Raw genomic sequence first — 15,078 nt, forward strand, 5'->3', positions numbered from 1 at the left:
GGTACATCGCGAAAGGTGAAGACGACGCAGACGGCAATGTGCTTTGCCCGGCCGACCCGCAAGGGTTTGTGCGCAATCTCAAGAGCAAAACTGTGACCCCGGCCCCCTCCCAATACGGTAAGGCCCCAACCCTGCAAACTGGCTATCGCTACACCGCGCAATTGGGTCTGACCGGCAGCGGGCCCTGGCTGGCACTGCGAGACGAAACCCTGACGCAATGGGTCGATGGCCGTGCGCAGACGGAATTACGGCGCATTACCCATGAGTACATCAACACTCCCGCAGACCCTCAGCAACACGGACTCATAAGCAGGATGTTGCAGACGTTGCACGGCCGGGCCGATACCCTGACCACCACCCAATACAGCTACAGCATTACGAACAATACCCGTGAGGGTGCGCTGGTCATGCGTACTGAAAGTGAGCTGATCGGGTTCGATGACACGCCGGGCAAGCCTGTACGCAAGGTCATCACCCAGGAGCACTCATTGCTCAACGGCCATAAGCTACTCAGCCAGGACGATAACGACGCCAAAGTCGCCTACGCGTATGACCGGCTCGGTCGTGTGATCGAGGAAATCGTGGCGCCAGACTCTAATGACTACAAAGCCAGTCGCACCTACACCTACACGCTGACCAACGGCGGGGTTGCTCAACAAGCCAGGCAAAGCGCCAAGGACGTGAAGGGTGTCGAAACCATCACCTGGCTGGACGGGCATAATCGAGTCATCAAAGAAGAGCGCCAGGACACCGATGCCCTGGGAGGCGATCCGCAAGCGTTTCGCGAAACCTACAAGGCGACTTACAACAACCTAGGGCAATTGATCAGCGACACCAATACCGACTGGGAAGGGGCCGCCGATAAACCCTTGCCCCGCCACATTCAATACGACGCCTGGGGAGAGCAATACAAGGTTGTCGGGGCCGATGGCGTGGCGCACGTCACCGAAATCAATCCGCCTACACAAACCCTGTGCAGCTGGACTGAAAGTACCGTGGCACCGCTCAAAGTCAGCGGTAAAAGCCGCACGACACTCAACCGCTTCGGCAAGGAAGACAAGGTCGAGGCACTGAATGCAGAGGACAAGGTCGTCAGCACGAGTAAGTTTTTGTATGACGGCTTGGGTAACTGCGTAGAGCAAATCGACGAAATGGGCGAGTCCACTCGCTTTGAGTTCGATTTGTTTGCCCGGGTACACGCCACCATCCTGCCCGACTACACCGAAGTTCGCCGCACTTACGCCGATCACAGTGCCGGTGAGCTGCCTATTGACCTGCGTGTGGTCGTCAATGAGGTGCCGGTCAGTGTTGGCGTCCAGACCTTTGACGGTCTTGAACGCCGGACGACGCTGGAAGTCGGGCAGCGTGTTCAGGCGTTCGAGTATCAAGGTGGCCAGTCCCAGGTGAGCAAGACGATCACCGCCAGCAAAAAAGAGATCACCTACGAATACACGCCAGGCCTGGTGGGCACGCCGGTGGGCAGCATTGCTCCGGACGAGCAGTCGAGCTTCAACTATGACCCCCAGAGTGCACAACTGACCCTGTCGCAAAACACCCAGGGCGAGCATACCTTCAACTACAGTTCCACCGGTCAATTGCTCAAGGAGTTCTGGAAGGAAAAGCGCTCTGGCAAACAATGGGAAACCACCTACACCCACACCTTGAACGGACGTCCGCTCACCCGTCTGGATGCCAACGGATTGGCCTGCACCTATACCTATGACGAAAAGGCTCGGCTCAAGACCATTACTCAAGACCAGCTGTTCGCCACCTTCGACTACGACAACCTGGGGCAGGTGAGCCTCATCACCACCCGCAATAAACACACCGACCAGACACTGCGAACCAACCTGACTTTCGACGATCAAGGCCGAGAGGTCACCCGGGTCATGGAGCTGGACGGTCACCCGAAGCAAACCATCAGCCAAACCTATCGCGATGACAGCAAGCTGCGTACTCGCCACTTGCAAGTGGATGAGCGCACCGAGTTGCTGGAAACCTTCAACTATGACCCGCGCGGGCGGATGGTGGAGTACAACTGCGAGGGCCCTGCTCTGCCCCAGGATCGCTATAAAAACGCCATCAAGGAGCAGCTGTTCGAGTTCGACGAATACGATAACGTCACCGGGGTCTACACACTGTTTGCGGACGGTAAACGTGACGATGCCATCAGCTATTTCTCACCGAGCGATCCGTGTCAACTGGTGGAAGTCACTCACAGCCACCCCCACTATGAGGCCAGCTGCACACTCGACTACGACGAAGACGGCAACCTGCTGCGCGATGAAAACGGCCAGACCCTGCACTATGACACCCAGGGGCGGTTGCTGCGCGTCACTGATGCCGGCGGCAAAATCATCAGCCAGTACCGCTATGACGCGCATAACCATTTGTTGGGCGTCACCCAGGGCACACAGGCCGAAACCCTGCGCTTTTATCAGGACGATCGCCTGAGCCGCACTGAGCAAGGCGACAAAAAAATCCACTACCTGTACCTCAGCGATCAGCCCCTGGGCCAGCAGCAACAGAACGACCCGGAGCAAACCCTGCTGCTGATGACTGACGGTAAAAACAGTGTGCTGGCGGAAAGTGGTCAGGATGAACTGCGAAAAGCAGTCTATGGCGCCTATGGCGAACGCAATCCAGACAATGACTTGAAATGCCTGCTCGGTTTCAACGGCGAAGTGCGTGACGAACTGAGCGGCTGGTACTTGCTGGGCCTCGGCTACCGGGCCTATAACCCGACGCTGATGCGCTTTCATAGTCCGGATTCGTTGAGCCCGTTCGGTGCCGGGGGGATCAACCCTTACGTGTACTGCGCGGGCGATCCGATCAATTTTTTCGACCCCACAGGGCATGCCAACCGGGGGGTTAACTGGATGGGCGTGGGGGGCGCGATCCTGTCGGCCATTGGTATAGCGCTTACCGTCGCGGCGGTGGTGGTTGCGCCACCAGTGGGCGCATTAGCCATCGCTAGCACCGCCGTGTTTACAACGATGGGTGTTGGCTTCGGCGCCTATGGCATCGCTGAAGGCGTCATGGCCACTACCGCAACTAAATTGACAGACCGCGAGAAACACGCGACGAGCTCCATGATCTCTGGTGGCGTGGACACTGTTCTTGGCGGAGTCTTCCTTGGTATGGCCATCAAAGGTGCTGCGAAAGCGGCCGCGAAGAAGGCTACGAATGCGAGTTTACTGACCAGGGCTAGAGATGGCTTTACTCCCATCGTGTTTCCCAAAGGGCCGGCGAACTCCGCTCAGGGAGTATCTGGGGGGACGCGCGGCCTGCAGGGTCTTCAGGGACCTCCTGGGCCTCAGGGACTACAGGGACTTCAAGGACCTCCGGGGCCTCAGGGGCCTCAGGGACTTCCGGGGACTGCAGGAGCGAGAGGAAATATCCCCGCAACTTCCGTACCTCCACCTTCACGGCCCACCGCGAGGTCAGCGCCTCCATCGGCTGAGCCAGTTGCCGGCCCTTCTGTCCGTGGGCGTGAGAGCGAATGGAATCTTGAGAAACTTTCTGCTAGGCAAAATAGTCAAAAAGTGGAATTCAACGGAGGCGAAAGAGATGCCCTCGTAACCGACAGAGTAGAGGCCAGAACAAACAGAACAGTGGCCGACCTCACTCGAAGAATCGGCAATAACATACCTATGTAGCCAACGCTGATAATGAAAGGCTCCACTTCTCGAAGTGGAGCCTTTCTATTTCCCGGGAATAGATACATATCTGCAAACACTGCATCGCCAGCACTGAGAGTTCTCTCATATCCCCCGCCCCGCCCCCTCTCTAAACTCCCGCCGCCGAGACAACACAACTACTTCTCCCTGCTCACATCGACCGTGAGCACTTCCGGCACTGTCTCGCCCAATTAACGCCGGATTCAATTAATTAAAGGATTCCGTTACATGAAGACATCTTTACTCGCACTACCGCTTGGCCTGGCATTGAGCCTGGCGGCCACTTCGGCGTTCGCCGCCGATGGCCGGATCAACTTCACCGGCAAGATCAACAGCGCCACCTGCGCCATTGAAATCGTCAACCCGGAAAACGGCGCCGTAGGCAATCTGGTTTCACTGGGCTGGGTCGATTCCAGCGCCTTCAAAGGCATCAACACTGTCGCCGGTGAGCGAGCCTTTCAGATGCGCGTAACACCGGGCACTTCCTGCGTACTGGACCCCGCCAAACTCGACGCGACCGTGACTTTCAACTCGGTGTACGGCGGTGGTGGGGATCATTACGGGCTCAAGCCGACCGGCAGCCCTGCGACCGGGATTGCAGTGGCAATCAAGGACATGACCGGTAGTTTCATCAAGAACGGTGACACCTCCACCATTTACAAGCTGGACGAAACCAATCCGACCCTCATGGACTTCACCGCCATGTACATCGCCACTGCCGCGACCGTGCGCGCTGGCCCCGCCGATTCTGATGTCGAGTTCACCCTCAGCATTAACTGATCACGCTCTCCAGTTTTAAAACAGCGGGCTTCACAGCCTGCTGTTTGAGAACGACTCCTCGACACAGGGATTCTTTTACTATGTTTGGCTTCATTAAACGTCCTGCTCAGGTCAGGTGCGGCGTTCTGTCCTGCGTGCTGTTTGGTGCCCTCGTTACATGGCTTCCAAACAGTTACGGGGCGTTAACCATCAGCAGCACGCGGGTGGTGTTCGACAGCGACAAGCGCAATGTTTCGTTGACTGTTTCTAATCCCAGCAGCAAACCCTTCGCCGTGCAGACCTGGGTCAATACCGCTGCCGACGATCAAACCACCGCAGTGCCTTTTATCGCCTCACCACCGCTGTTTCGCTTGAATGCCGGTAAAGAACAACAGGTGCAGATCAACGGTTTGCCTAATACGCTGCCCAAAGACCGCGAATCGCTGTTTTATTTCAACGTCCAGGAAATACCGCAACTGGAGGCCAATGAAGCTAACCAGTTGAATATCGCGTTGCGCACGCGCATCAAGTTGTTCTACCGGCCCGTCGAACTCAAAAGTAATGCGTTGGACACCTTAAAAGACTTGAGTTGGTCAGTAAAAAAGGTCGACGGCAAAAGCCGTCTGGTGGTGACCAATCCCACTCCCTTTCACGTGTCTTTCGTGCGCATTGAACTCAGCGCAAACGGACAGAAAATCAATCTCAAAGACACCCCTATGGCACTTCCTCTGGACTCCCAAGCCTATGAGCTGGACGGTTTGAAACCGACCCCGGGTATGCAGGTGAACTTTTCCGTGATCACCGACTACGGCGGTTACACAGCGCCCATGACCTTGCCCGTCAGCCTTGATCTTTAACATTGCGCGGACTATCACCATGCCTTTCTTCCCGCACTGGAGTTCGACTCCCGCGCAGCGCCTGTTTCATCTTTTTGTATTCACCGGCGGCAGCATTGCATTGCTGGAAACCAAACCGGCCCTGGCCTCCACACAGGTAGAGTTTCAGTCAACCTTCATGCGTCAACTGGAAAACCATGCCAGCGATGCCGGTGCGCTGGCGTTGAAAACACTTTCCAGTAGCCAGGATCTGGCGCCGGGGCGTTACCTGGTAAGTATCGATATCAACCGAAGCTTCTATGACCACCGGGAAATCGAATTCACCGCCAATGCCCAAGGTGATGGGCTTGTTCCTTGTTTGTCACAGCAACTGCTCAACGACATCGGCGTGAAGCTCGATAGCCTGGCTGAGCCTGAGGCCACGCTGGGCACTTGCGTCGACCTGCAGCGTCTGATTCCCGGTGCGCTGACCCAGCTCGATGGCGGCCGACTCGCGCTGTCGATTTCCATCCCGCAGATTGCCATGCGTCGTGACGTCGCCGGTTATGTCGATCCGCAACGCTGGGATTACGGCATCAATTCGGCGTTCGTGAACTATCAAGTATCGGCTCAACAAGGTCGCAGCCATCAGACCGGCCATAACAGCAGCCAGGACCTGTACTTGAACAGCGGCTTGAATCTGGGCGCCTGGCGCTTGCGCAGCAATAACGCCTTTCGCAGCGACGCCCAGGGCGAGCGCACATGGTCGCGCGCCTATACCTATCTTCAGCGCGACCTCCCCGGCACGCATTCGCAGCTGACGTTGGGCGAAACCTACACCCCTGGCGATGTATTCAGGAGCGTTCCCATCAAAGGCGTGCAAATTGCTTCCGACCTGAGCATGTTGCCCGACTCGCTGCAAAACTATGCGCCGATCGTTCGAGGTGTGGCACAGACCCGGGCCAGGCTCGAGATACGCCAGAACGGTTACCCTATTTATTCCACCTATGTCAGTGCCGGTCCCTATGAGATCAACGACCTTACGACCGCTGGTGGCAGCGGTGAACTGGAAATCATCCTGACCGAGGCCGATGGTCAGGTGCGGCGTTTCACTCAACCCTATGCCACCCTCAGCAACCTGCTGCGTGAAGGCGTCTGGCGCTACAGCACCAGCCTGGGCCGCTACAACGCCCCCTCGTTTTCTACCGATGACACATCGCTATGGCAAGGCACCCTTGCGACCGGCGTGGGGTGGAATTCAACGCTTTACGGCGGGTTAATGGCCAATGATTTCTATCAGGCCGGCACCCTCGGAATCGGAAAGAATCTCGGGGCGATCGGCGCACTGTCGTTCGACGTCACGCGCTCCGCTGCCGATATCGATCCCCATGACAGCAGTCGCAACGTTCAGGGCATGAGCTATGCGATTAAATACGGCAAGACGTTCGAGACCCGAACCAACCTGCGCTTTGCCGGCTATCGCTACTCCACCGAGGGTTATCGCGATTTTAGCGAAGCGGTGCGCGAGCGCAGCGCCGACCAGCGCTTTCGCGGAAGTCGACGCAGTCTGCTTGAAGCCTCGGTTTTCCAGGACATCGGAGCCAATAGTTCGCTAAACCTGACGTTATCTCAAGAAGACTTCTGGCGATCCAATTATCAGCAGCGCCAGTTCCAGTTCAATGTCAGTACCCGCCACAACGCGGTCAGCTATAACCTTTACGCGTCACAATCGCTGAATGACAAGCAGTCCAATGACCGCCAGCTCGGCTTGAGTGTCTCGTTGCCGCTGGACTTCGGACGCTCGACCACCGCCACATTCGACCTGAGGGAAAACCGTGGCCAGCTCAATGAACGCGCCTCTTTATCTGGCCGAGGCGAGGGAGATCGACTCAACTATCGAGCCTCCTTGTCCAACAATGAAAGCCACCAGCAAACCGCTGAGTTGGCGCTGGGCTATCAGACATCTTTTGCCAGTCTCGGCGCGGGTATCGCTCAAGGCAGCGCTTACAACAGCCTTTCGCTCAATGCCAGCGGTGCGATGCTGCTCCACGGCGATGGCCTTGCGTTCGGGCCTTACCTGGGTGAGACCAGTGGGCTGGCCCATGTTCCGGACATCGCCGGCGTCGGTTTGATCAACGCCTCCAGCGCCAGGACCAATAACCGTGGCTATGCCTTGATTCCCTATCTACAACCCTACCGGGTCAATCGGGTGATCCTGGACACCGACCAGCTCGATCCGAATGTCGAGATCGACAACGGCGTAACCCAGGTGGTGCCACGGCGTGGCGCGGTCGTCAAAGCGACATTCCCCGCCCGAACGGTACAAAGGCTGGTGTTGACCACCCGTGACAGCCAGGGCGCACCTTTGCCCTTTGGCGCTCAGGTCAGCAATGCCGACGACGAAGTACTCGGGATTGTCGGCCAGGCCGGTCAGGTACTGCTGGGCACTGTCGATGGTCAGCAAACCTTGAATGTGCGCTGGGGCAACACCTCCACCGAGCAGTGCCAGCTGCGGTTCGATGTCCAGAGCATGCCCATGGAGCAAGGTTATCGGGTTCAGGACTTGATTTGCCGCTGACTCAATACTTCGTTTACTCATACTCGAAGCACCCTGCGGTGCATCGAGTTGTTTTTGCCAGGAAAGAACACAGCATGTCGATCAGATTATTTCCAGGCGTTCTGTTCACGCTCGCCGCCAGTGGGTTGATGCCGTTCAGTGCCGCGTACGCAGTCACCAATACCTGTTATTGGGGGGGAGGTACGGGGCCGATTCGTTACGTGGCCAATGTGGGCGCACTGTCTATCCCCAGGGACGCCAAAGTAGGCGACCCGATAGGCCCGATCGACCAACCGTTCATTCAAGGCGCCGGAGGGTTGTCCATCAACTGCGTGACCGACGGCACCCGACTGACGTTCAACGCTTCGGCCACTGCCGCACCGGTACCCGGGCCAATCCCCAGAAGGAACGGCATGGACATTAACGGCACCTTGCTGCAGACCAACATCGCCGGGGTCGGCGCCCTGATCAAGTTTGGCAGGCCGTACGATGGTCTCACCAACGGTTTTTGGAAACTCAGTGGCCCCGACAGCACGGTGCCCTTCGATGGTTACATCGACTTCAGCACACCCTTCGTCTTGCAGCACTCGGTGTTGCACGGCGCTATCACCTTGGTCAAAACCGGGCCGATCGGCCGAGGTATGCAACCGTTGGACTCGGGAAGGGAATTGGTTAATGCCTCGTTCACTGGCGTGCCCAATGCCTTCGGTCTGGCCTTGAGCGGCTCAGTCACTCAGGCAGAATGTACCCTGTCGGTCAATCCGGTGAGCGCCGACCCCGTCAAGCTGGGTGACTGGACGACTTCGAAGTTTACCGCCGAAGGTGACACCACCGATCCGGTGCCTTTCACTATTGCCTTGAACTCATGTATTTCCGACCCGCTGCCAGGCGGCACGGTGACTAACGCGCATATTCGCCTGGAGCCCACGGCTGGCTCCACGACACTTGACGCTGGCAAAGGTTTGTTCAGTCTGGGCGGCAGTTCCACCGCACAAGGTGTCGGCATTCAAATACTGGGAGGTGATGCCCTTACGCCGGTTGCATTGGGGACCGATGTCGTTCAAGGCGCCATCCCGGCCACCGGGGGCATGCTGCTGGAGTTCAACGCTCGCTTCTATCAGACGGGCCCTACCGGGGATGTCGCGGCAGGTTCTGCGGAGGGGGCGCTGGCATTTACCATTACCTACAAATAAACCCGCTCGCCCGGCAGGTGGTCCTGCCGGGAAGCGATTGAACATGGTTGGCTACGCGATCAGTTTCATCGCCATCGATTTGAAGGAGCGATAGCTATGCCCCTGATCAAAGCTGACGCTGGCATACAGGGTAAACGTACTGTTGAGGGGCAGAGGTGCCACGTAGTCCTTGGGGAATGGCGTGGTGAACTTTCCGCTGGCATTGATCGGTGTTGGCGCATCCTTCAGGAAATCTGTTCGAACTCCGGAAGCCATCGCCCACACATTTATTCGCTGGGTGCCCTCATGGTAAGCCCATCTATCTATCTCCACATTTGCACCGGATAGCGCAACTTTGCTCTTGGAGAGCGTCGCCGGTGAGCCGATCTGCGCCTCGGGACAGTTGACTGTGCCAAACGATTCTCCGGCCAACTCGTTGATGGTCAGCGTATAAACCGCTGAATGTTGAACGTCATGACCGGCCCAGTAACGAACCTCGACCTTGCGCCCATCCCCACCCACAGGGATGTTGGCCGCAACGATCGAAGCAGGAATGGCAAACTCCAGCCCACCGGGGGTAATCGGTTTAACCGCCGTCACAGAGCCGATGCCACTTTCGCCACCAAGACCGACAAAATCCACGGTCACCTCTTCATCCGGATCGACCTCTGCCGAAGCCACTACCACGGTCACCCCTGCTGTCCCCAAGAATGGATTCAACACACCCGTGCCGCTGGGAGTACTGGTCGCCTGCTTGACGGTTGGAAATTTGCGCGGGGTGGGTGGGCGGATATTGACGTTCAGCTTCACATCACTGGACAGGACTGTCTCGTTGCCGGCTCTATCACGCACCCGGTAGGTCCCGTAATAGTCTCCGTTAGCCCGACGAAGCAGATCGCCCTTGAAGGACACTTGCACTGCCTTACCCAGGTCATCGAGCTTGAGGGTCTTTGTATCTGCGATGTCTCGTCCGCCGGGAGAACGCTCCCAATACCAGGTAATGACATCACCGACTTTTTTCCCGGTGTAATCAGGCAGTGTTGCCAGCACCTGGTCTTCATGCGCCGGATCGGCGAGGTAGACGGCGGTGATTTGGTTAGGAGGGAGAGTTGCGGAAGGGAAAATCAATTGGCTGGAAGTCGCCAGTATGGGGGCGGTTTTATCGATGGTGACATTCACCGGCAGGGATTCTCGCGGAGTCGAACCATTCCAGGGCAGAACCCGGTAATACAAGGAATGAACACCTTCATCCAGTTTAGAGACTGGCACCTGTAGCCAGAGCTCAGTCTCTGGAATGACACCTTCCAGTTTTTTTTGGTGAACCGGCTCCGCCTCCTCCCTCCAAAACAACTGGACGGTATCGAACAGGCCTGGATTCGGAGCAGAATCACTCCACAGCGCGAACTCTACCCGCAGCGGAACCAGCCATGCGTCTTTACGTAGAAGGTTGTCTTCGCCACCCGGAACCGCTGGAAGCACCCCGATAATATCGGGAGGAGAGAGATCCGTTGTATGTTCATTGAAGGGCGTTGAATTCCTGGGCATGTCTGTTCCCTCACTAAAAAGCGAGCCGGTTGTGACTACCGTGAATGGCCTGACCGGCAAGGTGTTTGAAAATTAAACGTCAAATGCCACCCATTGAGTACTGTCATAATCGACAGGATTTAAAACCTATGGGACGGGATGAGCCATCAGGCCCTCCCCTCGTGATCGGTCTGGTTACCAGCTATAGCGCACACCAACGTTCGCCCCCCACGGCTGCTCGATTTTGTCGCCGTTGCTGTAATCGAAATCAGCGTGGACCGAAACCTTATCGGTCAGCGTCATGGCCACACCCGCGCCCAACTCACCACGGGAACCCGACAGGTCGTTGTTGAACACGTTGTTGTTGACCTTGACTTCGTTGTTGTTGGCGAACTCGTGCACATAAGCAGCACGAAGATACGGCTGCACCACCTTACCTTCGCCCAGGTTGAAGTTTCGCCCGGCGGTTGCACCGACCTTGCCCAGCAACGAGCGAGTGCGGTCGCCTTCCGCGGACAGACCGTTATCCAGGTCATAATCCTTGCCCTGAATGATCACGCCCGACAGCTGAGTGAACGGTTCGACAAAATAGTCGTCAGCCAACGTGATGTGGCGACCGAACTCCAGCGACGCGCCAACACCGTTGTTGTCATAACTGCCCTTGGCTTGTTTGCCGTCGCTGAGCTGTACTTTGGATTCATTCTGAAAGCGGTTGAACTTGAGCACACCGTCGAAGTAGTAGCCACTGTCATCATCCAGCCAAGTGGTATACGCGCCGACGTAGTAGCTGTTAACCGTACCGCTGGTGCCGTGACTCAGGTCCAGATCGGATTTGCTGTAACCACCCAGCAAACCGACCAGCCACTGCCCGCCACCGATCGGTAACGGCGCGTCGGCACCGAACGACAGGCCCTGCTGGATTTGCTGATAGCCCACACCGGAACTGGCGCTGACATCGAACTTGTTGCCATACGCGCGGATCCAGCCACCGGCCTTGCCCTCGTCCATACGCACTTCGCCCATGCGACTGCGCAAGGTGCTGAGCTCGCCATACCAGACCGTCGGACCGGTATTGAACAGCGCCAGTACCGATTTTGTGCCCGGACTGATGACCCGCGAGGCGGTGTTTAGATACCAGTCGTTGTTGCCCTGCTTGATCAGATCGTAGGAGTAAGCCCCCAGATCCACCGGGCCGTTCAACAGCGAAAATTGGGCATCACCCGCAGCAATATGAATGACCGGTATCGCGCCTACGCCAGTCGGATCGGCGCCGCTGCTGCCCATCAGAACCGCATGGCTGCCGGTGGCCGTACCGGTAACGTCAAGGGTGTCGACATGGCCGGTGGAGAAGTCGGCATCCATGATGAACATACCGTTGCCCGACAGGTTGCCCACCGACAATTTGTAAAATTCGGCTGGGTTGCCGAACTGGATCGCACCGCCGTTCATGGAGAGATTCGCGATATCGCCATCACCGACCATCACCCATCTGGCACTACTATTGACCGCCAGAGTGGCGACGTTACCCAGCCGACCAGTCAGGGTTGCCTGGTTTTGCAGGGTGACATTGGCTGTTGCCCCCGAGTCGGCGATGACATCACCAATCAAATGGCTGTTGTCGACCGCCATATTGGCCGTCGATGACCTTTTGACCTCCAGAATCTTACCGTTGCCCCCGATCAGGGTTGATTTGTTGCCGACCAGAATGTTGGCCGTGGTCGCAGGTAAGCCAAAATCATTGACGACTATTGCCGAACCGGTTTGCCCCTGGACTGTTGTGCCATCGAGCACCAGGCGGCCCGGCTGCGGTACATTCTGATCGGTGGTCAGCAGGACACCATTAGTCCCCCCTCGAATCGTGCTGGCAGTCGCCGACACCTGCCCGTTGGCCAATTGCAGACCGAAGCTGCTCGCATTGCTGCCCGTCAGCACAGTTCGAGTCAGGTTCAACTGACTCAAACCACTGACCGCCGCCCCCACGGTACCGCCGGATATGACGCTGTCCGTCACTGTGGCCGAGGAACCTAAAGGGTTGGTTGCGGCATAACCCAGCGATAACCCGGTGCTGCGCCCGGTAACGGTGCTGCCGGCGATGGTCGCGTTGCTGCCGAGCATATCAATGGCGATGCTGGTTGCAGCGGATGTCACCGTCGTGCCGTTGAGCGTCAGGGACGAACCGCGTTCAGCCCGGATCTGATTGGTCGTCGCGCCATTGGCGGTCAGGCTGGCATTGTTTCTGAGAAGGTAGTTATCGGTGGCAACACTGCCATTGATCAACAGAGTGTCGTTGTCAATGATTCTTGCCAGCGAGTGGGTACTTACCAACAGCAACGGCATGATGGTCATCCACTTCAGGGATGCCGGCAAAGGGTGTAACACAAAGGGATTTTTAGCTTTCATCAGACACCGCAGAAAGAAATGTTCAAAGAGCAAATTCGCTGTGATCAATGATCACCACTTGAACTTGCAAAGGCGGCGAAGACTAACGAGACAGCTGCCATGGGTATGTAGGACTTTTCCGACAGCAGCAAAAGACGAATTACCTGACTTCAGCAGCAGGAGGGGCATGCTCCCTCCTGCTCTCACGCCGAGAAAATACAGGTCAAGGCCTCGGTATCGCGCAGTGAGCTCCACTTTCGAACACGGCAATCATGACTTCGACCAAACCGGAACTGACGTCCTCCCCGTGAATAAAGAGGGTGTATTTCGTTTTACCCCAGCCGTACTGATCTCCCGTGTCATAGGTGGGTTTTAGATATTTTTCATAAGGAATGAACCAGTCAATACCATCCTTTTCTTGCTGTTCACTGACTGTCAGTACGTCAGGCAAATGGGTATCAGGCAATGGCGTGGTCTTGTCTTTACCGTAGGTTTGCCAATCGACTGTTACCTCCACACCTTCTTTCAAGTAATCGGATGCAGGGATATGTACACGAACTCCAAACACCCCCGCCTTTTCAATCAGCGCATTGCAATTCAGTGGGTAACCGGGGTCCTGATCCGGGAAGGAGGGTTCCTCAAGATCGATCAACTGAACTTTAACGTCGACCGTTGTACGGTCCGACTCCTGCGGATTGTTGAAACCGGTGCGAGTCAGGGTGTAATACATTGGCAAACCGATCATCACGGGGGTCAATACGATATCTACCCAGGGAATGATTATCGAAACTTCCTCATTGGGATCTTCAGTGCCGTCGACTTCATAAGGAGGCGAACTTACAGCCACGCCGTTCCAGTAAAGCGTCAGTTTGTCGCCCACCTTCGGATCGTCAAATAGCCGTATTTTAGCCGTCGCGTCTTTATCGGCATCGCCCAGCGTCAACTCGGTCGCACTGCCGGAAGAACTCAAAAATATGACTGTATCCAGAACAGGATTGATCGGCTCAGGGTTGGGGTTTTCCGGACCCGGGATAGCGAGGTCCACCTTCACTTCGATTTTGGCCAGGGACGCTATCGGGTAATCGCCTCGGAGCACTTCATAGTCCACATCTGTCATCTGCACTCCTCCCGCCACAAAGTCATACACAGCCGACATTCGTGACCAAGGCACGGTGACTTTCAGAGGGAATGGAAGATGTGCGCCGACCGACGTCCGGGCCAGTTTCGTATCTCCCCACTTGATCACAATTCCATCGGTGCTCTGCCAGTTCAGGAATTCTTTGATATGAACGGTCGTTGGGAAGGCGGCATCGGCACGATCAATCAAATCATCATCAGCCAACGGAACCGTGGGTGATGCCAGACCGGTGGGGATATCCCCCAGGGCGACTTGCACTTCGACCGGCAGAGGCATATCGCTTCGGTTACCCGCCTTATCGAACAGGAAGTAGACGACGTAGTGAAGTTTCGAACCCAGCCTCGTCACCAACGCTTTGGGCACCAGTATTTGGCGATCTGCCGGGAGCAGCCCCAGGTAGGCCAGCTCGGAAGGATCCGGAATCTCTGTCCATATCTTATCCCCCCAGGCAACAGCAACAGTGACGAACTCTTTTTTGTCCTCCACGAAATCAGGAATTTCACATTTAACACCGTTATCCCGGTCCAAAATGACAGTGGTGATCAAGGGTGCGATAACGATTATAGGTTTTGGTATGTCGGGCCTGATTGGCCCGGTTCTATCGATGGTGACAGGCGCCGGGGTAGAGTCCGTTTCAGCCGGCGTGTTCCAGTTTTTCACGCGATACCTGAATTCAAACTTGCCTTCGTAGTTCTGGAAGACGGCGAGAGGGACTTCCCGTTCTAGAGGAAATTCATCGTCAGGCAGCGTGCCCGAGTCCGGTACGTCTTCGTTGTGAAATTCCCGAAACTCGGATGAGCCTGAAGGGGCCCAGTCCAGATACAGTTTGTTGGTAAAAGGAAGACCGGGATCCGGACGATCCGGCCACAGGGGAATTTTGACCTTCAGTGGAGCGCCAACTTTGCCGACCGGCATCAACCCGTCGGCATCGCCGGGTATAACGTCCACAATAGTGGGCTTATCCAGTGCCAGACCCTCGCCCGCCTTGAAGAGCCGCTTGCGATAGTTGATCCGTACCAGTTCAGCCGTTTGCCGTTTGTTTGAATCTGCCATG

Annotated in this window: 8 protein-coding genes; 5 read left to right on the forward strand and 3 right to left on the reverse strand. The window is 56.6% G+C overall.

The annotated features are described in order from the left end of the window. The 5 genes from ACN1C3_RS30230 to ACN1C3_RS30250 all read left to right on the forward strand — a co-directional run. Positions 1-3,659, forward strand: a 3,659-nt coding sequence (locus ACN1C3_RS30230) for an RHS repeat-associated core domain-containing protein (RefSeq protein WP_419119385.1), incomplete at its 5' end; no start/stop codon positions are given. Positions 3,660-3,908: 249 nt separating this feature from the next. Beyond that, entirely contained in the window at positions 3,909-4,460 is a 552-nt protein-coding gene (locus ACN1C3_RS30235; RefSeq protein WP_419119386.1) for a fimbrial protein, read from the forward strand. Positions 4,461-4,540: 80 nt separating this feature from the next. Beyond that, positions 4,541-5,296: a molecular chaperone gene (locus tag ACN1C3_RS30240; protein WP_419119387.1), complete on the forward strand. Its 756-nt coding sequence runs from the start codon at positions 4,541-4,543 to the stop codon at positions 5,294-5,296. Positions 5,297-5,315: 19 nt separating this feature from the next. Next, complete coding sequence (locus ACN1C3_RS30245; RefSeq protein ID WP_419119388.1) at positions 5,316-7,832, forward strand: fimbria/pilus outer membrane usher protein; 2,517 nt, start codon at positions 5,316-5,318, stop codon at positions 7,830-7,832. Between the two features lie 74 nt (positions 7,833-7,906). Then, positions 7,907-9,004: a fimbrial protein gene (locus ACN1C3_RS30250; protein ID WP_419119389.1), complete on the forward strand. Its 1,098-nt coding sequence runs from the start codon at positions 7,907-7,909 to the stop codon at positions 9,002-9,004. Between the two features lie 51 nt (positions 9,005-9,055). Here ACN1C3_RS30250 and ACN1C3_RS30255 read toward each other — a convergent pair whose 3' ends face one another. From ACN1C3_RS30255 to ACN1C3_RS30265, 3 genes are all read right to left on the reverse strand, one after another. Then, complete coding sequence (locus ACN1C3_RS30255) at positions 9,056-10,528, reverse strand: hypothetical protein (RefSeq protein ID WP_419119390.1); 1,473 nt, start codon at positions 10,526-10,528, stop codon at positions 9,056-9,058. 174 nt (positions 10,529-10,702) lie between these two features. Further along, positions 10,703-12,907: an autotransporter outer membrane beta-barrel domain-containing protein gene (locus tag ACN1C3_RS30260; protein WP_419119391.1), complete on the reverse strand. Its 2,205-nt coding sequence runs from the start codon at positions 12,905-12,907 to the stop codon at positions 10,703-10,705. Positions 12,908-13,109: 202 nt separating this feature from the next. Next, the gene (locus tag ACN1C3_RS30265) at positions 13,110-15,077 is read right to left on the reverse strand and encodes a hypothetical protein (protein ID WP_419119392.1); all 1,968 of its coding nucleotides are present in this window, start codon (positions 15,075-15,077) and stop codon (positions 13,110-13,112) included. Position 15,078: the final 1 nt, after the last annotated feature.

It is taken from the genome of Pseudomonas sp. H11T01, from assembly GCF_048515765.1.
GTDB lineage: Bacteria > Pseudomonadota > Gammaproteobacteria > Pseudomonadales > Pseudomonadaceae > Aquipseudomonas.